Raw genomic sequence first — 22,412 nt, forward strand, 5'->3', positions numbered from 1 at the left:
CAGCTCCCTCGGGTGTGGCTACACCACTTCGACGGTCGCATCGGCCTCGAGCCCCAGCTCGGCACGGATGCCCTCGTAGCCCTTGGCCTCGAGTTCGTGCGCCAGCTCCGCCCCGCCGGTCTTCACGATACGCCCTTGCATCATCACGTGGACCGTGTCGGGCGTGATGTAGTTCAGCATGCGTTGGTAGTGCGTGATCAGGAGCACACCCAGGCCGGGCCCGACCAGCTCGTTGACGCCCTGGGCGACCAGCTTCAGCGAGTCGATGTCGAGCCCGGAGTCGGTCTCATCCAGGATCGCGATCTGCGGCTGCAGCACCGCGAGCTGGAGCACCTCGTTCCGCTTCTTCTCGCCCCCGGAGAAACCCTGGTTCAAGTAACGGTTCACCATCGCGTCGTCGACGCCGAGGCGGTCCATCTGCTCCTTCATATGCTTGCGGAACGCCAAGGCGCTCACCTGCTCGCCCTTCACCGCCTGGTACGCGGTGCGCAGGAAGTTCACGACGGAGACCCCGGGCACCTCGGTCGGGTACTGCATCGCGAGGAACAGTCCCCGCTTGGCGCGCTCATCGGGCGTCAGCGCGGTGATGTCTTCCCCGTTGAAGATCACCCTTCCCTCGGTGACCTGGTACCCGGGGCGGCCCATGATCACGTTGCTGAGTGTGGACTTGCCCGATCCGTTGGGTCCCATCAGCGCGTGCGTCTCGCCTTGGCGCACCACGAGGTCGATACCGTTCAGGATCTGCTTGCTTTCGACCGTCGCGTGCAGTCCTCGCACCTCGAGGGTCGCCGCCCCGGTGCCGTTGCCGTTCGTCGTCTCAGCCATCGTCCTCACACCTCGATCATCACGTCGTCGCCGTCGACGGTCACCGCGAAGGCGTCGACGGGCTGGGTCGCCGGCAGGGTCTTCGGGTTGCCCGTGTTCAGGTCGAACGTGGACCCGTGCTTCGGGCACTCGATCGTCTCGAGGTCGGCGTCGACCTCGCCCTCGTCCAAGTAGTACTTCGCGTGGCTGCAGATCGCGTCGAGCGCGCGGAACCCTTCCTCGCCGAGGTTCACGACCGCGACCTCGCGCCCGTCGACGCGGTACCGCCTCGCCTCACCGGGCGGCACGTCCTTCGTCTCGCAGACGCGCACGGACATCAGCGGATGCCCTCGGCCAGCTCGGCGTCGATCGCTGCGACGGCGCCTTCACGCACCTCGTCGATCTGCACTCGGTCGAGCACCTCCTGGAAGAACCCGGTCACGATCAGCCGCTCGGCCTCGTCGTGGGGGATGCCACGAGACTCGAGGTAGAAGAGCGCCTCGTCCTCGACGGGCCCCACGCTCGCCGCATGGCCGCACTTCACGTCGTTCGCCTCGATCTCGAGGTTGGGGATCGCGTCGGCCTTCGCGTGCTCGCTCAGCACGATGTTGCGGCTCGTCTGCATCGCGTCGGTCTTCTGGGCCCCCGGTCGCACGTAGACCCAGCCGGAGTAGACGGCTCGGCTGCGATCGCGCAACGCCCCCTTGTACAGCAGATCGCTCGTACAGTTCGGCGCCACGTGGTCCTGGCTCGACCGATGGTCGAAGTGCTGCTCACCGTCGGCGAAGAAGACGCCGAGCTGCTCGCTGAACCCACCCGGCTCGGCGAGCTCGACCTCGGTCTCGGTACGCGCGAGATCCGCCCCGAACCCGAGGGAGAGCGTCCGCAGGTCGGCGTCGCGCCCGGTCCGGGCGCGTTGGATCGCCAGATGGGTCATGCCCGCGCCCCAGTCCTGGATCGCCGCGTACCGCACGTGCGCGCCGTCGCCGACGCGGATCTCGGTGATCGCGTCGCTGAATGCGCGGGTGAGATCGGGCGAGGCGTACCGCTCGATGAACGTCACCTCGGCCCCCGCCTCGACCACGATCAACGTGTGCGGGAAGACCGCGGCTCCGTCGACGTCGACGTACGTCAACGTCTGCAGTGGCAGGTCGACCCTCGTGTCGCGGGGCACGTACAGGAACGTGCCACCGGTTCGAAAGGCGCCGTGCATCGCGGTGAAGCGGGTGCGCTTGGTCGGGACGAGATCGTGAAGCGAGCGCTCGACGAGGTCCGGGTACTCAGCCGCAGCTGCGTCGAGATCGGTGAAGATCACGCCCTTCGCCGCCAGCGTCGGGTCGAGGTGAGTGACCATGACGTCGGAATCGTGCTGGATCTGCAGACCGGCGCGGTCGCCGATGTCGCCTGCCGCCTCCAGGATCTCCGCCGGCACGCCGTCGAGGTTCTCCGCACGACCGCCCGCCGTGTACGGCGCGAACGTGAGGTCCAGGTCCGACAGGTCGGTGTAACGCCACTCCTCGGTCTCCTGCGACGGGATCGGCAGGGCTTCGAAGTCGGCGAACGCCTGTCGCCGCAGGTCGCCAATGAACCCGGCGACCTCGGGCAAGCTCGCCAGGGCGCGTTCGTCGAAGGTGGTCATCGCGGCGTTAGCCGACCGAGCCTTCCATCTGCAGCTCGACGAGGCGGTTCAGCTCGACCGCGTACTCCATCGGCAGCTCGCGCGTGATCGGCTCGATGAAGCCGTTCACGATCATCGCGGTGGCCTCGACCTCGGACAGCCCTCGGCTCATCAGATAGAAGAGCTGGTCGTCGCCCACCTTCGAGACCGTGGCCTCGTGCCCGAGCGCCGCCGTCTCCTCCTCGACCTCGATGTAGGGATAGGTGTCGCTGCGGCTCTCGTCGTCGAGGATCAGCGCGTCGCAGCGAACCGTCGACTTCGCGTGATGTGCGTCTGGTTCGACCCGCACGAGCCCCCGGTAGCCGGTGCGCCCGCCGTCCTTCGAGACCGACTTCGAGGTGATCACGCTCGTCGTGTACGGAGCCGCGTGGATCGCCTTGCCCCCGGCGTCGGTGTGCATGCCCTTGCCGGCGTATGCCACGGAGAGCACCTCGCCACGCGCACCCTTGCCCACCAGGTAGATCGACGGGTACTTCATCGTGACCTTCGAGCCGATGTTGCCGTCGACCCATTCCATGACGGCGTCCTCGTGCGCGACGGCACGCTTCGTGACGAGGTTGTAGACGTTCGTCGACCAGTTCTGGATCGTCGTGTACCGCACCCGGGCCCCCTTCATCGCCTTGATCTCGACGACGGCGGAGTGCAGGGAGTCGCTCGTGTAGATCGGGGCCGAGCAGCCCTCGACGTAATGCACGTAGCTGCCCTCGTCGGCGATGATCAGCGTGCGCTCGAACTGCCCCATGTTCTCGGCGTTGATGCGGAAGTACGCCTGCAGCGGGATGTCGACGTGCACGCCCGGCGGCACGTAGATGAACGAGCCGCCCGACCACACCGCCGAGTTCAGCGCCGCGAACTTGTTGTCGTTCGCGGGGATCACGGTGCCGAAGTGCTCGCGCACCAGGTCGGGGTAGTCGCGCAGCGCGCTGTCCATGTCGGTGAAGAGCACGCCCATCTGGTCGAGCTCGTCCTTGATCTTGTGATAGACGACCTCGCTCTCGTACTGCGCGCTCACACCGCCGAGGTACTTCTGCTCCGCCTGGGGGATGCCGAGCTTGTCCCAGGTGCCGCGGATGTCTTCGGGGAGGTCCTCCCAGTTCGCGGCCTGCTTCTCGGTCGAGCGGATGAAGTAGTAGATGTTCTGGAAGTCGATGTCTGACAGGTCGGCGCCCCACCACGGCATCGGCCGCATGTCGAAGTACCGCAGGCTCTTCAGGCGGTACTTCCGCATCCACTCGGGCTCGCCCTTGAGCGCGGAGATCTCTTCGACCACGCGTTCGTTCAAGCCCCGCTTCGGCTCGAAGACGGCATGCGAAGGGTCCTTCCAGTCGAACCGGTAGCCCTTGGCGAGCTCCTTGAGGTGTTCTTCCTGTGTGACGGCCATCGGTAGCGGGTCTCCTCGCGCGTCGATCGTCGGACCGCTGCCCCGCGGTGGTGCGAACACTTCCGATGCTACCCGCGGGTGACGCTCAAAGTCTACCGGAAAGGTCGGATTTGCGTCCGGCTCGCCGGGTTGCATACCCTTCCGCCACCGAGCGAAGGGGGACGTCGGATGGACGGAACGAGAGCGGCAGGCGGGTCGAAGACCGGCGTGAAGATCCTGGCGGTGGTGATCGCCGCGGCGGCGCTCGCGGTCGCCGCGACGACCGGTGATTCGTGGGCCGTCCGATCGATCCTGGTGCTGGTCGCCGGCGACGTGGCGGTGCGTCTCTGGCGATGGTGATCCGCCGGCGCATCGACGCCGCCGCCCTGGCGGGGGGCCTCGGCGTGCTCGCGCTCTGTGCGATCCCGGCCTCGAGCGGGCGGGTGGACGGGCCCGAGCGAGCCGTCTTCGAGGCGATCAACGGGCTGCCGGATGCGCTCGAGCCGGTGATGCTGACCGCCCAGTTCCTCGGGGTGCTCGCGATCGGCCCCCTCGTCGCGTCGATCGCTCTCGTCGCCCGTCGCCCGCGGCTCGCGGTCGCGGCGCTGCTCGTCACCCTCGGGAAGCTTCTGGCCGAGCGGCTCGTCTGGAAGGTGGTGCAGCGCAACCGACCCGGCGAGACGGAACCCGAGGCGATCGTCCGCGGCGATACGAGCCCGACCGGGGTCTCCTTCGTGAGCGGACACGTCGTGCTCACCACCGGCCTGGCCTGGGTGGCGACCCCCTACCTGCACGGCCGGTGGCGGATCGTGCCGTGGGTGATCGTCGCCCTGGTGGCGTTCGCGCGCGTTTACCTGGGGGCTCACAACCCGCTCGACGTGGCCGGAGGGTTCGGCCTGGGCCTCGCGATCGGCGGTGCGGTCAATCTCGCCCTCGGGGTGCCGGCCGAGGGCTCGGACGCGACGGCCGGCGACGCGCAGGGAACCGAGGTCTGACGGTCCCCGCCCCCCGCGTCGCCGAGCGGGCTTACCCGCCCAACTCCACCGGCGCCCCGACCAGCGAGCCGTACTCGGTCCACGATCCGTCGTAGTTCTTGACGTGTTCGTAACCCAGGAGCTCCTGCAGCGCGAACCAGGTGTGGCTCGAGCGCTCGCCGATCCGACAGTAGGCGATGACCTCACGGTCGGGGGTGATGCCCTCGGCCTCGTAGAGCTCGCGCAGCTCGTCCGCGCTCTTGAACGTGCCGTCGTCGTTCGCGGCCTTCGCCCACGGGATGTTCGCGGCACCGGCGATGTGGCCGGGCACCTGCGACTGCTCCTGCGGCAGGTGGTCGGGCGCGAGCTTCTCACCGCGGAATTCCTCGGGCGAGCGGACGTCGACGAAGCCGGGTGCGCCGCCCACCTTGCCGATCACCTCGTCGCGGAGCGCTCGGATCTCGGGACGCTCGGCGCCCGTGATCGTGAACCCCGCGGGTTCGTAGCTCGGCACCTCCTGCGTCAGCTCGCGGCTCTCGAGCTCCCACTTCTTCCGGCCGCCGTTCAGCAGCTTCACATCGTCGAACCCGCGGAGCTTCAGCAGCCAGTAGGCGTAGGCGGCGAACCAGTTGTTGTTCCCGCCGTAGAGCACGACGGTGGTGCCCTCGCCCACTCCAGCCTCCGAGAGCAAGCGCGAGAAGCCGCCCTGGTCCTGGAAGTCTCGCCCGACCTCGGAGTGGAGGTCCGTGGTCCAGTTCCACTTCACGGCACCGCGGATGTGACCTTTGTCGTACGCGGTGGTGTCCTCGTCGACCTCGATCACGCGCACGCCGCGATCGTCGAGATGTTCCTCCAGCCAGCCGGTGCTGACGAGCACGTCGGGATTCGAGTAGTCGGCCATGTCGGTTCGGTCCTTCCTCTCCCGGTCGGGGAAACGACGACGGCGGCCGCACGATGCGGCCGCCGTCCGGTGTTCTCGGTCCGGAGATGGTGGTTCAGGGGCCGCGTTACGTATGCATCTCCGGGTCGGCGCCGGTCGCCGGACAGCACAGGCGAGAGGGGATCATGGCCGCCACCTCCCCGATGCACCTCGTCCGGACCAAATCACGGCTCCTCGGTCGGATTCGCAGGTGCGATACCTATCGCATCTGCGACGACGCCGTCAAACGGGCCTCGCCGCGGGGGTCGGACGCTCAGAAGATGCCGAGGGCGGCCTTGGCTTCGTCGGACATCATCTCCGGGGTCCACGGTGGACGCAGCACGAACTCCGGTCGCACCTCGTCGACGCCGGGGATGCCTCGCAGGAACGAGCGCATCTGATCCTCGATCATCGGCCCGATCGGACACCCCATCGTGGTCAGCGAGTACTGGATGTCGACGCCGCCGTCGTGGTCCACCTGAACGTCGTACACGAGCCCGAGGTCGACGATGTTCAGGCCGAGCTCAGGATCGTAGACGTTCTTCAGGGCTTCGAAGACGGCCTCGCGCGTGTCGCCGCTCGCCGTCTCGACGGCGTCCTGCGCGTCGGCTCCGTCGCTTCCTGCGTCAACCGCGATCTCTTCGTGCATGCGCGCATCCTGTCTCGACTCGTCCTATCCTGAACAGCGTACCCGTACTTCCCCACAACGAAGGAGCGTGTCACCGCCCATGTCGGAGTCGCCGATCCGTGCGCTGATCGTGGACGACCACCCCGTGACCCGCGAAGGGCTCCGCACCGCGCTGGAGCTCTCCGACGAGATCGTCGTGGTCGTCGGCGAGGCGGCCACCGGCGAGGAGGCGGTGGAGCAGGCCCGTGAGCTCACCCCCGACGTCGTCTTCATGGACGTGCGCATGCCCGGCATGGACGGCATCGAGGCGACGCGGCGCATCCGTCAGGCCGCTCCCGCCACCAAGGTCATCTTGATCACGATCGACGAGTCGCGCGGCGCGATCAGCGAGGCGATCCAGGCGGGTGTTTCCGGCTACCTCCTGAAGGATGCCTCCCCCGACGCGCTCGTCGACGCGGCCAAGAACGCGATCGAGGGGAACGCGGTGATCCATCCCCAGCTCACGAAGACGTTCATCGAGGAGGTGCGGTTGGGTGAGGCCGAGGGCCCGAAGGCCGCCCCGCTATCCAAGCGCGAGCGCGAGATCCTGCAGAAGGTCGCCGACGGGTCGACGACACGCCAGGTCGCGACCGAACTCGGGATCTCTCCCCACACCGTGAAGACCCACCTCGAGCGCATCTTCGAGAAGCTCGGTGCGAACGACCGAGCCCAGGCGGTGGCGATCGCGATCCGCACCGGCATCGTGCACTGACCGGCGCCTCAACCGGTCCCTGCCGCGGCCGATAGGAACAACACATGCTCCGTTCCGTGCTCCTCTGCGACACGACGGACGAGATCGCAGCGCTCCGCGTCGCGGCCGTCAACGACCCGGATCTCGTCGTCGAGGTCTCCTCCGACGCGCTCCGCGCGATCGAGGCGGCAGCGCGTCTGCGGCCCGACGTCGTGGTCTGCCGACTCTCGATGGAAGGGTTCTCGGGCACGGAGCTGCTCGCCCGCATCGGCGCCTCGTCACCGGACTCGCACGTGATCGTGCGCGTGCCCGTCGACGACGTCGCTCGGGCGTCCTCGTGCCTCGCCGAGGGGGCGCACGGGGTCGTCGCCACCGACGATGAGGCGGGCGCGGTGATGGCCGCGATCCGGGCGGTGGCCGAGGGCGGGGTGGCCCTGTCCCCCCGCATCGCCCGCTCGATCGGCGACGCGCTCCTCGAGTCGCTCGACGCGACCGAGCGGCTCGGCGCCGACCTCGAGGACATCCGTCACAGCGTGGCCCAGGGCACGTCGGCGAAGGCCGACTTCCTCTCCAACATCTCCCATGAGCTCCGGACACCGGTGACCGTGGCCAAGGGCATCGCTTACGTGCTGAACAACCCGTCGATCGGCGAGGACGAACGGACGGAGTTCCTCGGCGAGCTCCAAGGGTCCCTGGACAAGCTGATGGGCCTCGTGGACGAGATCATCACGATGTCGGAGCTCGAGCGCGGCACGTTCGAGCTCCAACTGGCCGACGTGGATCTCGCCCCCACCGTCGACCGAGCCGTCGCGGCGGCACGGGAGCAGCACCCGAAGATCCGCATCGAGGCGTCGATCGCAACGCCGCTGCTCACGCTCGCCGACGAAGAGCGGCTCGAGGGGGTGGTGGCCGAACTCCTGGACAACGCGTGTCGCTACTCCCCCGACGGGATGCCCGTGCACGTCTCGGCGAGGTCGATGTCGGAAGGCATCGTCGTGAGCATCACCGACCGAGGTGAGGGCCTCGACCGCACGGTGGCGAGGCGTTCGTTCGACGAGCCTTTCTCGACCGGTGAAGGCGTCCTGCGCAAGGAGAAGGCCGGCGTCGGGGTCGGATTGCACCTCGCACGGCAGCTCGTGATCGAGCACGGCGGCACGCTCTGGACGGACCCGCTGCCCGGCGGTGGCACCCGGGCATCGTTCTGCATCCCGCCGCCGGCCTCCCGAGGGCACATCCGGTCGGCGGGCGCCGCCTGAGCGGCGTGCCGGATCGAGCGTGACCGGCGGGCCGCATCGAGCGCGTTCCTCGGGCGGCGCTGGCGGCGAGCGTCCAGGTCGCCTATCCTCCTGTGGGGGTCGCGTGCGAAGAACCGTCGTGGGGATGACGATCGCCCTCTTGGGCACCGGGTGCGTCGCGCCCTCGACGACCGATGTCCCAGCGGTCGCCGACACGATCGAGGTCCTCTCCTCACCGAGCCCGTTCACGCAGGTCAACGCCGGTCCCGTCTCCGCGCTGGTGCCCGACGGCTGGGAAGCCCACCCCCCGGTCGACACCGGGTTCCGCGGCGGGTTCCTGGCCTCACCTCATCCCGATCGGTGGCGACGCATGGACGGTGGCGTCCCTGGCATGTCGGCGACATGGGTGGACGCGACCCGTGTGGGCATGCCGTCGGACTTCTACTATCTCGCGGCCACGGGTCCCCTGTTGGCGAACCTGACGGAATCCCGGCGCTGCCGCGCGGAGACCCCCCGGGTGTTCGTGGACCGCCGGCCAGAGTTCTCCTCGAGGGGACCGACCCACGGCGACTACGTGGCCCGTGGGGAGGGCTCCTGCGAAGTGCGGGGGGTCTCGACACGGTGGGCCTACTTCGTCGCCGCTCCCGGCTATGGGCCCGTGCACGAGATCGGCATCCCTGCCTCCGGGCTCTACGTGGTCGTGGCGGTCGCCCCCGAGGGGGAACGCGCCGAGTCATTCCTCGACCGGCTGATCCGCCACACCTCGTTCGGCGGGTCGTCAGTCGACGATCTCGTCCACGCCATCGGAGGCGGGGTCCGGGCCCGCTGACGCGGGAAGCTCAGCGCGGGTTTCGGTCGACGAACGGCGGTCGCACCACGTCCGCGACCCCACGCCGCCCGCGGATGTCGACCTCTACGGTGTCGCCGGTGGTGGCGACGTCGGCGGGCCAGAGGTAGGCGAGGCCGATGCCCGTCTGCAGCAGCGGCGAGAACGTCCCGCTCGTGACCTCACCGATCAGCTGGTCCTCGGTGAACACGGGGTAGTGGGCCCGTGGGATGTGTCGTCGCTCGTGCATGCGCAACCCCACGAGCCGGCTCGGCAGCCCTTCCTCGCGTTGCCGCAGCAGCGACGTCCGCCCTCGGAAGTCGCCCTTGTCGAACGAGACGGCCCACGACAACCCTGCCTCCAGGGCGGTGACCGACTCGAACAGGTCCTGCCCGTAGAGCGGATACCCCATCTCGAGTCGAAGCACGTCGCGCGCCGCGAGGCCGCACGGTGCACCACCGTAAGGCCCCATCTCCTCGAGCAGTGCGCTCCACAGGTCGTGGGCCACGTCCTGGAACGTGAAGAGCTCGAACCCGACCTCGCCGGTATAGCCCGACCTCGTGACGATCACGGGCCGTCGTTTGAACTCCGACTCGACACACTGCATGAACGCGAGGTCGCTCGCTTCCGGGAACAGCCGCTGCATCACGTGGACCGACTCGGGTCCCTGGACCGCGAGGAAGCACCAGTCCTGGTGGTACATCAGGTGCACACGGGAGTCGGCCGGCGTCTCCTCTAGGATCTGCAGGACCCGGTGCGCGTTGGCGGCGTTCGGCACCACGAAGTAGCGCTCGTCGTCGAGGCGATACACGATCAGGTCCTCGATCACGCCCCCGCCCTCGTTCAATACGAGGTTGTAGAGCGCCTCACCGACGGCGGCGCGGGACACGTCGTTGGTGACGACCCGCTGCAGCAGACCCAGGGCTCCGGGGCCGGTCACATCCACCTTGCCGAGGTGCGTGAGGTCGAACAGTCCGACGCGCTCGCGAACCGTCTCGTGCTCCTTCAGCGCCCCGGCGTACTCGATCGGCATCGACCATCCGCCGAACGGACCGAGCTTCGCGCCGAGCGCCCGATGTTCCGCCTCGAGGGGCGTGTGCTGCAGCGCCGCGGGCTCGTCCACGCCCGGCATCGTAGCCGCTCGGAGGAAGCCCGGTAGACTGGCTCGTCGGATGGGTGATGCGTACGATGTAGCCGTGATCGGAGGTGGGACGGCGGGGTACTCCGCCGCCCTGCGCGCCGCCGAACTCGGCCTACGCGTCGCTCTCGTCGAGCGCGACGACCGCATCGGCGGCACGTGCCTGCTTCGAGGATGCATCCCGACGAAAGCCCTGCTCCAGTCGGCCGCGGTGATGGATGCCGTGAACCGGTCCGACGAGTGGGGTATCAAGGCATCGGGCGAACCCGATTGGTCGGCCGTGAAAGCCTTCGAAGACTCCGTCGTCGACAAGCTGGTCAACGGCGTCACCGGCCTCCTCTCGGCCCGCAAGATCGACGTCGTGCAGGGACCTGCCCGGCTGGTGCCGGGCCAGACCGCCCTGGAGGTCGGCGGCTCCCGGCTCGAGGCGAGTGACATCGTCATCGCGACCGGGTCCACCCCGAAGCTGCTGCCCGGAGTCGAGATCACCGACCGCATCATCACGAGCGACCAGGCCCTCTGGTACGACCGGATCCCCGGCTCGGTGGTCGTGATCGGGGCGGGCGCGGTCGGACTTGAGTTCGCGTCGTTGTACCGGTCCTTCGGGGCGGAGGTCACCCTCGTCGAGGCGCTCGCGAGACTGGCGCCGCTCGAAGACGACGAGGTGTCGAAGGAGATCGCGCGGGCGTACCGCAAACGCGGCATCAGCACGGCGGCCGGTGCGTCCGTCGAGGCGATCGTGGATGCGGGCGACACCGTTGAGGTGACCTACGACCCCGGGAAGGGCGCCATCACGGTCTCCGCCGACGTCTGCCTCGTCGCCACGGGCCGCGGCCCGGTGACCGACGGACTCGGCTTGGCGGAAGCGGGGGTCTCGACCCACGAGAAGGGGTTCGTGAACGTCGACGCCAGCCTGCGCACGAACGTCGATCACGTGTGGGCGATCGGCGACGTCGCCTCCACCCCGCTGCAGCTCGCCCACGTGGCCTTCACCGAGGGCTACGCGGTCGCCGAGCGCATCGCGGGCCACGACGTGCCCGAGATCGAATACGTGAAGATCCCGAAGGTCACGTACTGCGCGCCCGAGATCGCCAGCGTCGGGCTGACCGAGGCGCAGGCTCGCGAGGCCGGGCTCGACGTCACGATCGAGAAGGTCGACTTCCGGGCGATCGGCAAGGCGAACATGCTCGGCGAGGGAGGGTTCGTGAAGATCGTGGGCGAGACCGACGGACCGGTCCGCGGCGTGCACATGATCGGCCCGCACGTGACCGACCTGATCGCCGAGGGCATGCTGATCGTGAACTGGGAGGCGATGCCCGCCGAGGTGGCGGCGATGATGCACCCCCACCCGTCCCTGTCCGAAGGCATCGGCGAGGCGCACCTGGCGCTCGCCGGCAAGCCCCTGCACACCCCGTGAGGAGCGATCGAGTGGCGACCGAGGTCGGCCCCGCCGGCGCCCCAGCCGAGACGACGGGTGGCGGGCGGCCCCTGCCCGACGACGAGCTGGCCGAGATGCTGCACATGCTCAAGCTCGCCCGGTACTTCGACGAGCGCATGGAAGCCCTGTACCGGCAGGGCCGCCTTCCGGGCGCGATCTACTCGGGCCGTGGCCAGGAGGGCACGCACGTCGGCACGGCGTGGGCCCTGCGTCCGGACGACTCGTTGTTCCCCACGCACCGCGACCTCACAGCACAGCTCACCAAGGGTCTGGACCTCAAGCGGGTGATGGCGCAGTTCTGGGCTCGCATCGACGGGTACACCCGCGGGCGCGATGGCAACAGCCACATCGGCGACTGGTTCGGCAACAAGACGTTCACGGTCATGTCGCACCTGCCGATCGCCTATCCGGTCGCGGTCGGCGCGGCGCTCGCCTACAAGCTCAAGGGCGAGCCCAACGTCGCCCTCGCGATCTGCGGAGACGGCTCCACCTCGAACGGGCGCTGGCACGAGGCGATCAACACGTCGGCGATCCACCGGCTCCCCGTCGTCTGGGTCGTGAACAACAACCAGTTCGCGTACTCGACCCCGAACATGCTCGAGTTCGCGATCCCGACGATCGCCGAGCGGGCGGTCGCCTACGGCATCCCCGGTGTCCGCGTCGACGGCGGCAACGTGCTCGAGGTCTTCGAGGCCGCGCGCGCGGCGGTCGAGCGCGCCCGGGCCGGTGAGGGCCCGACGCTGATCGAGTCGGTCTCGCTGCGGTGGCGGGGCCACGCGGGGCACGACCCGGCGAAGTACATGCCCGACGAGCTGCTCCAGGAGTACATGGCGAACCACGATCCGGTGCGCAACTTCGAGGAGTACTTGCTCTCGGAAGGTGTCGTCACGAAGGACGACATCGACGGGATCGCGCAGCGCGTCGAGGCAGAGTTCGACGAGGGGTACGCGTTCGCACTCGCCTCCCCGTTCCCCGAGCCCGGCGACGCCACGAAAGGGCTCTGGGTCGAGGACGGCTACTGGACGAGCGAGCCCGGCCGCGGCGGCGGCACCGAGGCGGGCTGATGGCGACGACCGTGAAGCTCGAAGCCGGCGCCGCCGGTCACGGCGCCGAACCACGCGGGAAGCGCGGCGACGACGGGCAGGCCACCTACCTGATCGCGATCGCCGAGGCCCTCTGGGAGGAGATGGAGCGCGACGAGCGTGTCTACATGCTCGGCGAGGACATCGCCGTCTACGGTGGGGCCTTCAAGGTGACCGAGGGGTTCCTCGACCGATTCGGTGAGCAGCGCGTGATCGACACGCCGATCGCCGAGGAGACGATCGTCGGCATGGCGGTCGGCTCGGCGATGGAAGGCTTGCGGCCCGTCGCGGAGTTCCAGTACGCCGACTTCATGTCGTCGGGATTCGACTCGATCTCCACGGTGCTGGGGCGCTACCACTATCGCTCGGGCGTGCCGCTGCCGGTCGTCCTGCGCGGTCCGTCGGGAGGGTACGTGCGGGCGTCGTCGTTCCACTCGGTGAATCCCGAGCCCTGGTTCGCCTACGGGGGCGGCATCAAGATCGTGGCGCCGGCGTTCCCGGCCGACGCCAAGGGTTTGATGAAGTCCGCGGTGCGCGACGACAACCCGGTGCTCTACCTCGAGCACAAGTGGATCTATCGGCGCATCAAGGAGCAAGTCCCCACCGACCCTGAGTTCCTCGTGCCGATCGGCGAGGCCGACGTGAAGCGTGAGGGCACCGACGTCTCGATCGTCACGTACGGCGCGCTCGTGCACAAGTCCCTGGAGGCCGCCGAGAGCCTCGCGCAGCGTGGCATCTCCGCCGAGGTCGTCGATCTGCGCACCGTGCATCCGATCGACGAGGAGACCGTGCTGAACTCGATCGCGAAGACGTCGCGTGCGCTGGTCGTGAGCGAAAGCTACCGGTTCGTCGGCATCGGGGCCGAGGTCGGGGCGACGATCGCCGAGAAGGCGTTCGAGCACCTCGACGCCCCCGTGACCAGGCTGTCGCCGCCCAACATGCCGGTCCCCTTCTCCCCCACGCTCGAGGACGCGTTCCTGCCGCAGGTGGCCGACATCGAGCACGCCGTCGAGGAGTTGTCCGCCTGGTGAGTCGCGTGTCGCACGAAGGAGGAGCCTGATGACGTCGATCCAGATGCCGCAACTCGGCGAGACGATCGTCGAAGGCACGATCCTGAAGTGGCTGAAGGCCGAGGGCGACGCCGTGGAGCGCGACGAGCCGCTGTTCGAGATCTCGACCGACAAGGTCGATACGGAAGTGCCCTCCCCCGTGGCGGGCACCCTCACGAAGATCCTCGTGGAGGAAGGCGCGACGGTTCCCGTCGGGACGGAACTGGCGGAGGTCGCGTCCGACGAGGACTCGGCAACTCAGCCGGACGCGGGTGCTCCGGCGGGTGAGGCTGCGGTGTCGTCCGCGCCGCCGGCGTCGCAGGCGAGCGGCGGGCCCAGTGGCGAGACGCCGGGCCAGGATGTGAGCGACGCCTCCGCCCCACCCGTGTCCGTTGCGTCGCCCGTCCCCGCCGGATCCGGGGTCGCTCCGGTGCCGGATCGGGGGCCTCGGTCGCAGATCCTCTCGCCGCTCGTGCGCAAGCTGGCACAGGAGCACGGCATCGACCTGTCCGCGGTGACGGGCACCGGCACCGGAGGGCGGATCACCAAGGCCGACGTCATGGCCGTGGTGGCGTCGGGCGGCGCAGGTGCGGGGGCACCCTCGCCCGCGACGCCGGCGGCCGCGCCGGTGGCCGCTTCGACGGGGGTCGCGCCGCCTGCGGTCGGCACCGCCGCGGCCGCGGGGGAGACGGTCGAGCCGATGTCGCACATCCGCAAGGCGATCGCCACCCACATGCTCGCTTCGGTGAACGAGACGGCACGCGCGTGGACGATGGTCGAGGTGAACGTCGATCATCTCGTGAAGCTTCGCGAGCGCGCGAAGGACGCGTTCCTCGCGGCGCACGGTGTGAAGCTCACGTACCTACCGTTCGTGGTCCGCGCAACCGTCGATGCGCTGCAGGCGTTCCCGGCGGTGAACTCGCGCATCGTCGGGGACGAGGTCGTCACGCCCCGCGCCGTCCACATGGGCATCGCCGTCAGCTATGACGCGGGTTTGATCGTGCCCGTGATCCGCGACGCCGAAGCGATGAACAGCGTCGGCATCGCGGCCGCGGTCGCCGACCTCGCCGCCCGGGCCCGCTCGCACCAACTGAAGCCCGACGAGGTCCAGGGCGCCACCTTCACGATCACGAACCCCGGCCCGTACGGCTCCCTGATTAGCGTGCCGATCATCAACCAGCCGAACGTGGGCATCCTGTCGCTCGACGCGATCCAGCGGCGGCCGGTCGTGGTCGAGGGTGACGCGATCGCCGTGCGCAGCATGGTGTACGTCTCGATGTCATGGGACCACCGCCTGATCGACGGCGAGATCGCCACGCGGTTCCTGGCCCGCGTGAAGCACAACCTCGAAGGCTGGGATTTCGCCGAGGACCTGGGGATCCGATGACCCGGCGGACGTGGCTGTTCGAGCCCGATGGGCTCGTGCCGTACGACGCCGCGAACGAGGCGATGCACGACCTGGCGCGGCGGCGACTCGACGACGTGGTCCCCGACGCAGTGATCCTGCTGCAGCACCCTCCGGTGTTCACGGCCGGCCGCCGTGCGAAGCCCGAGCACCTGGTCTGGAGTGAGGACGAGGCGGCCGCGCACGGCGCCGGGGTGCACCACATCGACCGGGGTGGCTCGTTCACGTTCCACGGACCCGGGCAGCTCGTGGGGTATCCGATCCTGCACCTCGGCGGTCGCCCCGACGCTGCTCGGTACCTGCGCGCGCTCGAGGCCGCCGTGATCCGAACCGGCGCGGAGCTCGGGGTGGAACTGCACCGGCGGGACGACGTGCAGACGGGGGTCTTCGCCGGGGACGACAAGGTCTGTGCGATCGGCGTGCGCTTGATGCGGACCCGGGTGACGCTGCACGGCTTCGCGATCAACTGCGACACCGACCTGTCGTGGTTCGACGGCATCGTGGCCTGTGGGCTCCCCGACAACGGCGTGACGTCGCTCTCGAGGCTGCTCGAGCGCGACGTCACCGTCGAGGAGGTCCTCCCGATCGTGGAAGACGCACTCGCGGCAGAGTTCGGGCTCGCCTACGAGATGGCCCCTCCTGACGAGCTCGAACCGTTCCTCGCGCCCCTGGTGGCCTGAACCGCGACGGTCGAGGACGGCCGGACGGGGCCGGGCGGCTCAGGCGGTGTCGGCGATCAGCGCGTACCGCGGGAGATGCTCGAGCCATCCCAGGGGCCAGGGCTCGTGCAACCGGGCGGCCCACTCGATGTCACGGAGACGCTGGATGCGCACGCCGGTCCATCCGGCCTCGTAGGCGGCGTCGACCAGGGGGATGGGTGACGGCATCCCCGCGAGCGGCAGCGCCTCGAGCACCTCGTCGGGGTAGGGGGCATGGTGGTGGTCGGCGACCCCCATCGCTCGACGGACCATGTCGGCCATGGCGTGCTTGGCCCGGTCGGCGGAGGCGCGGGAACCCCGGACCCCCTCGAAGAGCACGATGCGTCCGCCGGCCGCCGTCACCTCGCGCCACGCGCGGAGCGCTCCGACCGGGTCGGGCATGGTCCACAGCAGATGACGCTCGATCACGGCGTCGAACGGTCCACCGGGCGGCGCCATCGCGGATCCGACCTCGAACCGGAGCTCGAGCCCCTTCACGGCGGCCTTCTCGCGGGCCTTCGAGAGCATGCCCTCGGACAGGTCCAGGGCGGTCACCCGATACCCGAGCTCCGCCGCGAGCAGGCTCAGCGAGCCCGTGCCCGCCCCGGCGTCGAGCACCGCGACGGGCGGCTCGGGCAGCGCTCGTCGCAGCGCGGCTCGCCAGGTGGCCGCCTCGAGCGGATCGGAGACCGCATGCGAGACGGAGCGGTCGTAGGTCTCTGCATCGCGATCCCAGAAGTCCCTGATCCGATCGTGCACGTCGGGCATGCGCTTTCCCTCCGGGAGGTCGTCAGAAGAGACGGGCGGCGAGCTTGGGCCGGTACTCCCCCACGAGCGGGTCGTCCCCGAGGGTGGCGAAGATGTCGACCATCGACTCCCGCGCGGTGGCCGGGTCGTCGTCGAAGGCCGCGAGCAGCCCTTCGAGCGCGTCGCGCCACCTCCCCGAGGCCGCCGCCGCCCTCGCCCTCGAGATCGCGTCCTCGCCCGCGAGCGAGGCCCAGTCGTGAACCCGCACCGTCGCCATCACGCGTTCCGCATCGCGATCGGGCAGCAAGGGCTCGACGAGCGCCTTCGCCTCCTCGGTCTGTCCGCGGCCCACCAGGATCCGGGCGAGCCCGACCGCCGCTTCCCGGTTGTCCGGATCCTTCGCGAGGGCGTCACGGTACCCCGCCTCAGCCGACGCGAGGTCGCCGGCGACCTCCTCCGCGAGTGCCTCGTCGGCCTCGACGTCGGCCTCGCTCGGGAGGATCGAGTCGATGAACCGGTTGACCTCGGGTTCGGGGTAGGCCCCGATGAACATGTTCACGGGCTGCCCACCACTGAACGCCACGACGGTGGGGATCCCCTGACTCTGCACCGCCTGCAACAATGCGTTGCCGACGGCGTTGGCGTCGACGTCGAGCTTGGCCAGGAGGAACGCTCCTTGCCGCTCCGCGGCGACCTTCTCGAGGATCGGGCCGAGCGTGCGGCACGGCGCGCACCACGAGGCCCACATGTCGACCACGACGGGGCGCTGCATCGAGCCTTCGATCACCACCTGCTCGAAGTCGGCGTCGGTGACGTCGAGCACGGTGGTCGCGGTGCTCGGCCTGCTCATGTCCACCATGCTTCTCAGCCTCTCACACGCTCACGGCTGCGACGGGCGGGCGGCGTGACCCGCCGAGGTCGCCGCGATCGCGACCACGACCGAACCGGCGGAGGCGGAGCGCGTTCAGCACCACGGTCACGCTCGAGACCGCCATCGCCGCGGCCGCCCACATCGGATCGAGCACCCCGAACACGGCGAGCGGGATCATCACGACGTTGTACGCGAACGCCCAGAAGAGGTTCTGCGCGATGACCCGGTAGGTCCGACGGGCGAGCTCGATCGCATCCGCCACCGATGCGAGCGAGCCTCCCAACAGGTTCACCTCGGCCGCGGCGAGCGCGACGTCGGTGCCCCTCCCCATCGCGACGCCCACGTCGGCCTTGGCCAGGGCGGGCGCGTCGTTCAACCCGTCGCCGACGAAGATCACCCGATGCCCGGCCCCCTGCAGCTGCGCGACCTCCTCGACCTTGCCCTCGGGACCGACCTCGGCGGACACGCGACGGATCCCGACATCGGCGGCGACCGCCCGAGCGGTCGCGCGATGGTCGCCCGTGACCATCGCGACCTCGAGGCCGGCCCCGCGGAGGCGGGCGACGGTGTCGCGTGCCTCGGGCTTCACCCGATCGGCCACGGCCACCACGCCGATCGGGTCGCCGTCACGCCACACGGCGAACGGGGTTCGACCCTCCGCGGCCAATCGGTCGATCTGCGCCTGCATCGCGGGCGACAACGGCCCCGCCCGTCCGACACGGACCTCACGCCCGTCGACCGTCGAGATGGCCCCGAGTCCCGGTTCGGCGCGGTGCCGGTCCCCCGCGGGCACGTCGATGGCGCGCTCCCGGGCCGCGAGGACGATCGCCTCGGCGATCGGATGTTCCGAACCGGCTTCCGCCGCGGCCGTAGCTGCGAGGAGGGTGTCGTCGTCCACCCCGGGGGACGGAACGAGATCGGTGAGCCGCATCACGCCGTCGGTCACCGTGCCCGTCTTGTCGAGCAGCACGACGTCGGCGCTGCGAGCGGACTCGAACACCTCGCCGCCCTTGAAGAGGACACCCAGCTCTGCCGCCCTCCCCGTGCCCGCCATGATCGCCGCGGGCGTGGCGAGCCCGAGCGCGCACGGGCACGCGATGAGCAGGACCGCCACCGCATGGAGCATCGCCGCTCCCGTCGTCGCGTCGGTGAGCGCGAGCCAGCCGACGAACGTGGCCGCGGCGATCGCGAGGACGACGGGCACGAAGACCGCCGACACGCGATCCGCGAGGCGCTGGACCGGCGCCTTCGAACCCTGGGCGGCCTCGAGCAGGCGCACGATCTCGGCGAGCCGCGTCCCAGCGCCGACGGTGGTGACGAAGACGACCAATCGGCCGTTCCCGTTCACCGTGGCCCCGACGACGTCGTCGCCGGGCTCGACCTCGACGGGCGCCGACTCGCCGGTCAGCAGCGAGAGGTCGACCCACGACGACCCCTGCTTCACGATCCCGTCGGCCGGGATCGTCTCGCCGGGGCGGACGACGACGAGCTGCCCGGGGCGGAGGTCGTCGATCGGGACCGGCCGTTCCGACCCGTCGATCAGCAGCGTCGCCGACTTCGCCCCACGGTCGAGCAGCGCCCTCGATGCGTCGGCGGCGCTGGCGCGAGCGCGTGCCTCGAGCACTTTGCCGACGAGGATCAACGTGACGATCACGGCCGCCGTGTCGAAGTAGTGGTCGTGTTCGCCCAGCAGGACGGCAGCGGCGCTGTACCCGTACGCCGACAGCGAGCCGATCGCGACCAACGTATCCATCGTGGTCGCGCCGTGCAGGGCGGACCGCGCCGCTGCTCGAAGGAACGGCCAGCCCGAGTAGAAGACGACGGGCGTCGAGAGCAGCCATGCCAGCTCCTGGCTCCGCGCCGCATGCGGCAGGGCGAACGTGAGCCAGAGGACGGCGACCGTCAGCGGCACCGCCACCGCGAGCCTGCGCGCGTACGACCGTGCCTCGTCGGCCGGAGACCGTCGCTCGGTGTGGATCCGGGCGCCGTACCCGACCCCTCGGACCGCCTCCACGAGCGGTCCGACGTGGACCGCGTCGCGACCGCCCTGCTCCTCCCGGACCATCGCGGTGCGCGTCGCGAGGTTCACCGAGGCTGCCTGCACCCCCGGCACCCGCTCGAGCGCACGTTCCACCCGCTGCACACAGGACGCGCAGGTCATGCCCTCGATGTCGAGCACGATCGCGTGACGGTCGCTCTCCACGGGTCTCACTTGCCCGCGAGCCGGCCCACCGCCGCCATCAACTCCTCGATCTTGGCCTCACCGCCCCCCTGCTCGATCGACTCGCGGACGCAGTGGCGCACGTGGTCATCGAGCAACCCCATGCCGACAGCTCGCAGTGCAGCCTGGACCGAGCTCAGCTGGGTGAGGATGTCGATGCAGTAGGCATCCTCGTCCACCATGCGCTGCAGGCCGCGGACCTGACCCTCGATGCGACGGAGCCGATCCTGCACCGCCTTCTTGTTCATCTCGTAGCCGTACACCGCAGCCCCCTCACATGTGCCGCTCGTCGTCGGTGAGCGACAGGAAATGGTCGGGATCGTCCCGGAACCGTCGCATGCATCCGACCGAGCAGAAGAGATACGTCGTGCCTCCGTGCTCCCATGCAGCCGCGGCGGACGCTTCATCGACAGCCATGCCGCACACCGGATCCTTCATGGGTCGCCTCCTCACACCTGGGTCGGTTCCATCGCGAGTATACCAGGGGGGGGTATCCGCATTAGGCCGTCGAGATCTCGGGTCGGCCGAGGACCCCGGTGTATGCTCGCCACACGGTGCAAGGAAGCTCGGTCACGTGTCCACGCGGGTAGCGCCGACCCCCCACGGGGCGCTCGGACTCACCGACGAGGACCTCCTGGCGATGTTCCGCCTCGTGCTGACGGCCCGCCTGCTCGACGAGGCGGCCCTGCGCCAGAACCGCATGGGCCGGGCTCCGTTCGTCGTGCCCGCCGAAGGGCACGAAGGGTGCCAGGTGGGCACGGCATGGGCGATGCGCCGAGGCATCGACGTCTGGTTGCCGTATTACCGCGACGGCGGCGTGGTGCTCACCGCCGGCATGACGCCTTACGAGATCTTCCTCGGCATCTTCGCGAAGGCCGACGACCCGTCGAGCGGCGGCCGCCAGATGCCGTCGCATTGGGGGCATCGCGCGCTCGGCATCATCACCGGCTCCTCCCCGATCGCGACCCAGGTGCCGCACGCGGCCGGCATCGCCTATGCGATCAAGTACCGCAACGAAGACGCCGTCGTGGCGTCTTGGTTCGGCGACGGAGCGACGAGCGCGGGCGACTGGCACGAGGGGCTGAACTTCGCGGGGATCCACCGCTTGCCGGTGGTCTTCGTCTGCGAGAACAACCACTACGCGATCAGCGTGCCGCAGTCTAAGCAGATGGCGATCGACGACGTGGCCGACCGGGCCGCGGGGTACGGGTTCCCCGGTGTCGTGGTCGACGGCAACGACGTGCTCGCCTGCTACGCCGCGATGAAGGAGGCGCACGACCGCGCCCGCGCCGGCGAGGGCCCCACGCTGATCGAATGCAAGACCTACCGGTTCCTGGGGCACACGTCCGACGACGACGACAAGACCTACCGCTCGCGGGACGAGGTGGAGGAGGCGCGACATCACGACCCGCTCCACGTGTTCGGCGAGTACCTACGTTCGCAGGGCCTGCTCGACGACGTCGGTGCCGAGGAGCTGCGCGGCGACGTCAAAGGCGAGATCGACGAAGCCCTCGCAGCCGCTTGGGACGCCTCCGACCCGGAGCCCACGTCGGCGCTTCGACACGTGTTCGCCGGCGACGACGAGGACGACCGATGACCGAGAAGAACGTCGTCACCGCGATCCGCGATGCCCTGCACGACGAGATGGCCGATGACGACCGGATCGTGCTGCTCGGCGAGGATGTCGGGAACCGGGGCGGCGTCTTCCGCATCAGCGCGGGCTGGATGCAGGAGTTCGGGGAGCAGCGCGTGATCGACACGCCGCTCGCGGAATCGGGGCTCGTCGGGGTCGCGATCGGCATGGCGATGCACGGGATGCTGCCGGTGGCGGAGATCCAATTCGCGGACTTCATCCATCCGGCGTTCGATCAGATCGTGTCGGAAGCCGCCCGCATCCGGTACCGATCGAACGGGGCCTTCTCGTGTCCCCTCGTGATCCGCGCCCCGTGCGGCGGGGGCATCCACGGGGCGCTCTACCACTCGCAATCGATCGAAGCCTTCTTCGCCCACGTGCCGGGGCTCAAGGTCGTCATGCCGGCCACACCCGCCGACGCGGCGGGCCTGCTGCGCGCCGCGATCGCCGACCCCGACCCGGTGCTGTTCCTCGAGCACAAGAAGACCTATCGCGCGATCACCGGCGACGTGCCCGACGAGCGGCATGTCGTGGAGATCGGGCGGGCCGACGTGAAACGCGAGGGCATCGACCTCACGTGCGTCAGCTACGGGTATGCCCTGCATACGTGCCTCGACGCCGCTGCGCGGCTGCACGAAGACGAGGGCGTCTCGGTCGAGGTCGTCGACGTGCGCTCCCTCGCGCCGCTCGACACCGAGACGATCCTGGCGTCGGTGCGCCACACCTCGAAGGCGATCGTCGTGTACGAGGACAATCGGACCTATGGCGCAGGCGCGGAGATCGTGGCCACGATCGCCGAGGAGGCCATGTTCGACCTCGACGCGCCGATCGTGCGTGTCGGAGGCCCCGACGTGCCCGCCATGCCGTTCGCAGCGCCGCTCGAACACTTCTTCATGGAGCCAGAGCCCGACCAGGTCTACCGGCGCATGCTCGAGCTCGCGCGCGCCTGATCACGCGCTCGGACCCGTCGCATCCA

Annotated in this window: 23 protein-coding genes and 1 pseudogene; 12 read left to right on the forward strand and 12 right to left on the reverse strand. The window is 69.5% G+C overall.

The annotated features are described in order from the left end of the window. Positions 1-18: 18 nt before the first annotated feature. From sufC to sufB, 4 genes are read right to left on the reverse strand one after another with little or no spacing between them, the layout of a single operon-like run. Positions 19-825, reverse strand: a complete 807-nt coding sequence (gene sufC, locus VFI59_11590) for a Fe-S cluster assembly ATPase SufC (protein HET6714338.1) — start codon at positions 823-825, stop codon at positions 19-21. 5 nt (positions 826-830) lie between these two features. Next, positions 831-1,142: a non-heme iron oxygenase ferredoxin subunit gene (locus VFI59_11595; GenBank protein ID HET6714339.1), complete on the reverse strand. Its 312-nt coding sequence runs from the start codon at positions 1,140-1,142 to the stop codon at positions 831-833. Then, the gene (gene sufD, locus VFI59_11600; protein ID HET6714340.1) at positions 1,142-2,443 is read right to left on the reverse strand and encodes a Fe-S cluster assembly protein SufD; all 1,302 of its coding nucleotides are present in this window, start codon (positions 2,441-2,443) and stop codon (positions 1,142-1,144) included. Before sufD ends, VFI59_11595 begins: the two co-directional genes overlap by 1 nt. A 7-nt stretch (positions 2,444-2,450) precedes the next feature. Next, positions 2,451-3,863 carry a Fe-S cluster assembly protein SufB gene (sufB, locus tag VFI59_11605; GenBank protein ID HET6714341.1) on the reverse strand — a complete coding sequence of 471 codons (1,413 nt, stop codon included), beginning with the start codon at positions 3,861-3,863 and terminating at the stop codon, positions 2,451-2,453. A gap of 168 nt (positions 3,864-4,031) precedes the next feature. Between sufB and VFI59_11610 the strand changes: the two genes are divergently transcribed. Both VFI59_11610 and VFI59_11615 read left to right on the forward strand, forming a co-directional pair. Continuing rightward, the gene (locus VFI59_11610; protein ID HET6714342.1) at positions 4,032-4,202 is read left to right on the forward strand and encodes a hypothetical protein; all 171 of its coding nucleotides are present in this window, start codon (positions 4,032-4,034) and stop codon (positions 4,200-4,202) included. After that, complete coding sequence (locus VFI59_11615) at positions 4,196-4,837, forward strand: phosphatase PAP2 family protein (protein ID HET6714343.1); 642 nt, start codon at positions 4,196-4,198, stop codon at positions 4,835-4,837. The genes VFI59_11610 and VFI59_11615 overlap by 7 nt, the downstream gene beginning before the upstream one ends. A gap of 31 nt (positions 4,838-4,868) precedes the next feature. Here the strand turns inward: VFI59_11615 and VFI59_11620 are convergent, their stop codons facing one another. Both VFI59_11620 and VFI59_11625 read right to left on the reverse strand, forming a co-directional pair. Further along, entirely contained in the window at positions 4,869-5,717 is an 849-nt protein-coding gene (locus VFI59_11620; GenBank protein ID HET6714344.1) for a sulfurtransferase, read from the reverse strand. 292 nt (positions 5,718-6,009) lie between these two features. Then, on the reverse strand, positions 6,010-6,384 hold the full coding sequence (locus tag VFI59_11625; protein ID HET6714345.1) for a metal-sulfur cluster assembly factor: 375 nt from the start codon (positions 6,382-6,384) through the stop codon (positions 6,010-6,012). A gap of 79 nt (positions 6,385-6,463) precedes the next feature. Between VFI59_11625 and VFI59_11630 the strand changes: the two genes are divergently transcribed. The 3 genes from VFI59_11630 (at position 6,464) to VFI59_11640 (ending at position 9,157) form a co-directional block, all read left to right on the forward strand. Beyond that, positions 6,464-7,114 carry a response regulator transcription factor gene (locus tag VFI59_11630; protein ID HET6714346.1) on the forward strand — a complete coding sequence of 217 codons (651 nt, stop codon included), beginning with the start codon at positions 6,464-6,466 and terminating at the stop codon, positions 7,112-7,114. A gap of 44 nt (positions 7,115-7,158) precedes the next feature. Next, positions 7,159-8,349: an ATP-binding protein gene (locus VFI59_11635; protein ID HET6714347.1), complete on the forward strand. Its 1,191-nt coding sequence runs from the start codon at positions 7,159-7,161 to the stop codon at positions 8,347-8,349. Between the two features lie 103 nt (positions 8,350-8,452). Further along, complete coding sequence (locus tag VFI59_11640) at positions 8,453-9,157, forward strand: hypothetical protein (GenBank protein ID HET6714348.1); 705 nt, start codon at positions 8,453-8,455, stop codon at positions 9,155-9,157. A 10-nt stretch (positions 9,158-9,167) separates the two neighbouring features. Here VFI59_11640 and gcvT read toward each other — a convergent pair whose 3' ends face one another. Continuing rightward, positions 9,168-10,277: a glycine cleavage system aminomethyltransferase GcvT gene (gene gcvT, locus VFI59_11645; protein HET6714349.1), complete on the reverse strand. Its 1,110-nt coding sequence runs from the start codon at positions 10,275-10,277 to the stop codon at positions 9,168-9,170. A 49-nt stretch (positions 10,278-10,326) separates the two neighbouring features. Between gcvT and lpdA the strand changes: the two genes are divergently transcribed. From lpdA to lipB, 5 genes and pseudogenes are all read left to right on the forward strand, one after another. Next, a complete protein-coding gene (lpdA, locus tag VFI59_11650) occupies positions 10,327-11,709 on the forward strand; it encodes a dihydrolipoyl dehydrogenase (protein ID HET6714350.1) in 1,383 nt (460 codons plus the stop codon). Positions 11,710-11,720: 11 nt separating this feature from the next. Further along, positions 11,721-12,794, forward strand: coding sequence for a thiamine pyrophosphate-dependent dehydrogenase E1 component subunit alpha (locus tag VFI59_11655; protein ID HET6714351.1), 1,074 nt, complete (start codon positions 11,721-11,723; stop codon positions 12,792-12,794). After that, positions 12,794-13,843 (forward strand): alpha-ketoacid dehydrogenase subunit beta, encoded by a 1,050-nt coding sequence (locus VFI59_11660; protein HET6714352.1) that lies wholly within the window; start codon positions 12,794-12,796, stop codon positions 13,841-13,843. Before VFI59_11655 ends, VFI59_11660 begins: the two co-directional genes overlap by 1 nt. Positions 13,844-13,865: 22 nt before the next feature. Continuing rightward, positions 13,866-15,248, forward strand: a pseudogene (sucB, locus tag VFI59_11665) (2-oxoglutarate dehydrogenase, E2 component, dihydrolipoamide succinyltransferase). After that, on the forward strand, positions 15,245-15,946 hold the full coding sequence (gene lipB / locus VFI59_11670) for a lipoyl(octanoyl) transferase LipB (GenBank protein ID HET6714353.1): 702 nt from the start codon (positions 15,245-15,247) through the stop codon (positions 15,944-15,946). Before sucB ends, lipB begins: the two are co-directional and overlap by 4 nt. Before the next feature lie 39 nt (positions 15,947-15,985). On the opposite strand, the gene VFI59_11675 is transcribed toward lipB, so the two are convergent. Genes VFI59_11675 through VFI59_11695 form a run of 5 tightly spaced genes read right to left on the reverse strand, consistent with a single transcriptional unit; the run spans position 15,986 to position 20,241 of the window. After that, positions 15,986-16,732: a class I SAM-dependent methyltransferase gene (locus VFI59_11675; protein ID HET6714354.1), complete on the reverse strand. Its 747-nt coding sequence runs from the start codon at positions 16,730-16,732 to the stop codon at positions 15,986-15,988. Positions 16,733-16,754: 22 nt separating this feature from the next. After that, positions 16,755-17,561 carry a tetratricopeptide repeat protein gene (locus VFI59_11680; GenBank protein HET6714355.1) on the reverse strand — a complete coding sequence of 269 codons (807 nt, stop codon included), beginning with the start codon at positions 17,559-17,561 and terminating at the stop codon, positions 16,755-16,757. A gap of 22 nt (positions 17,562-17,583) precedes the next feature. Then, complete coding sequence (locus tag VFI59_11685) at positions 17,584-19,785, reverse strand: heavy metal translocating P-type ATPase (protein ID HET6714356.1); 2,202 nt, start codon at positions 19,783-19,785, stop codon at positions 17,584-17,586. A gap of 5 nt (positions 19,786-19,790) precedes the next feature. After that, entirely contained in the window at positions 19,791-20,051 is a 261-nt protein-coding gene (locus VFI59_11690; protein ID HET6714357.1) for a metal-sensitive transcriptional regulator, read from the reverse strand. Positions 20,052-20,076: 25 nt separating this feature from the next. Beyond that, on the reverse strand, positions 20,077-20,241 hold the full coding sequence (locus tag VFI59_11695) for a YHS domain-containing protein (GenBank protein HET6714358.1): 165 nt from the start codon (positions 20,239-20,241) through the stop codon (positions 20,077-20,079). A 202-nt stretch (positions 20,242-20,443) separates the two neighbouring features. Here VFI59_11695 and VFI59_11700 point away from each other — a divergent pair, with 202 nt between their 5' ends. Beyond that, positions 20,444-21,400 carry a thiamine pyrophosphate-dependent dehydrogenase E1 component subunit alpha gene (locus tag VFI59_11700; GenBank protein ID HET6714359.1) on the forward strand — a complete coding sequence of 319 codons (957 nt, stop codon included), beginning with the start codon at positions 20,444-20,446 and terminating at the stop codon, positions 21,398-21,400. Continuing rightward, positions 21,397-22,386: an alpha-ketoacid dehydrogenase subunit beta gene (locus VFI59_11705; protein ID HET6714360.1), complete on the forward strand. Its 990-nt coding sequence runs from the start codon at positions 21,397-21,399 to the stop codon at positions 22,384-22,386. Before VFI59_11700 ends, VFI59_11705 begins: the two co-directional genes overlap by 4 nt. Positions 22,387-22,412 lie beyond the last annotated feature (26 nt).

Source organism: Actinomycetota bacterium (assembly GCA_035697485.1).
Taxonomy (GTDB): Bacteria; Actinomycetota; UBA4738; order UBA4738; family HRBIN12; genus JAOUEA01.

Coding starts and splice junctions, on each gene's coding strand:
- sufC (HET6714338.1), bottom strand. CDS start 825: ATGGCTGAGACGACGAACGGCAACGGCACCGGGGCGGCGACCCTCGAG.
- VFI59_11595 (HET6714339.1), bottom strand. CDS start 1,142: ATGTCCGTGCGCGTCTGCGAGACGAAGGACGTGCCGCCCGGTGAGGCG.
- sufD (HET6714340.1), bottom strand. CDS start 2,443: ATGACCACCTTCGACGAACGCGCCCTGGCGAGCTTGCCCGAGGTCGCC.
- sufB (HET6714341.1), bottom strand. CDS start 3,863: ATGGCCGTCACACAGGAAGAACACCTCAAGGAGCTCGCCAAGGGCTAC.
- VFI59_11610 (HET6714342.1), top strand. CDS start 4,032: ATGGACGGAACGAGAGCGGCAGGCGGGTCGAAGACCGGCGTGAAGATC.
- VFI59_11615 (HET6714343.1), top strand. CDS start 4,196: ATGGTGATCCGCCGGCGCATCGACGCCGCCGCCCTGGCGGGGGGCCTC.
- VFI59_11620 (HET6714344.1), bottom strand. CDS start 5,717: ATGGCCGACTACTCGAATCCCGACGTGCTCGTCAGCACCGGCTGGCTG.
- VFI59_11625 (HET6714345.1), bottom strand. CDS start 6,384: ATGCACGAAGAGATCGCGGTTGACGCAGGAAGCGACGGAGCCGACGCG.
- VFI59_11630 (HET6714346.1), top strand. CDS start 6,464: ATGTCGGAGTCGCCGATCCGTGCGCTGATCGTGGACGACCACCCCGTG.
- VFI59_11635 (HET6714347.1), top strand. CDS start 7,159: ATGCTCCGTTCCGTGCTCCTCTGCGACACGACGGACGAGATCGCAGCG.
- lpdA (HET6714350.1), top strand. CDS start 10,327: ATGGGTGATGCGTACGATGTAGCCGTGATCGGAGGTGGGACGGCGGGG.
- VFI59_11660 (HET6714352.1), top strand. CDS start 12,794: ATGGCGACGACCGTGAAGCTCGAAGCCGGCGCCGCCGGTCACGGCGCC.
- lipB (HET6714353.1), top strand. CDS start 15,245: ATGACCCGGCGGACGTGGCTGTTCGAGCCCGATGGGCTCGTGCCGTAC.
- VFI59_11675 (HET6714354.1), bottom strand. CDS start 16,732: ATGCCCGACGTGCACGATCGGATCAGGGACTTCTGGGATCGCGATGCA.
- VFI59_11680 (HET6714355.1), bottom strand. CDS start 17,561: ATGAGCAGGCCGAGCACCGCGACCACCGTGCTCGACGTCACCGACGCC.
- VFI59_11690 (HET6714357.1), bottom strand. CDS start 20,051: ATGAACAAGAAGGCGGTGCAGGATCGGCTCCGTCGCATCGAGGGTCAG.
- VFI59_11695 (HET6714358.1), bottom strand. CDS start 20,241: ATGAAGGATCCGGTGTGCGGCATGGCTGTCGATGAAGCGTCCGCCGCG.
- VFI59_11700 (HET6714359.1), top strand. CDS start 20,444: ATGTTCCGCCTCGTGCTGACGGCCCGCCTGCTCGACGAGGCGGCCCTG.
- VFI59_11705 (HET6714360.1), top strand. CDS start 21,397: ATGACCGAGAAGAACGTCGTCACCGCGATCCGCGATGCCCTGCACGAC.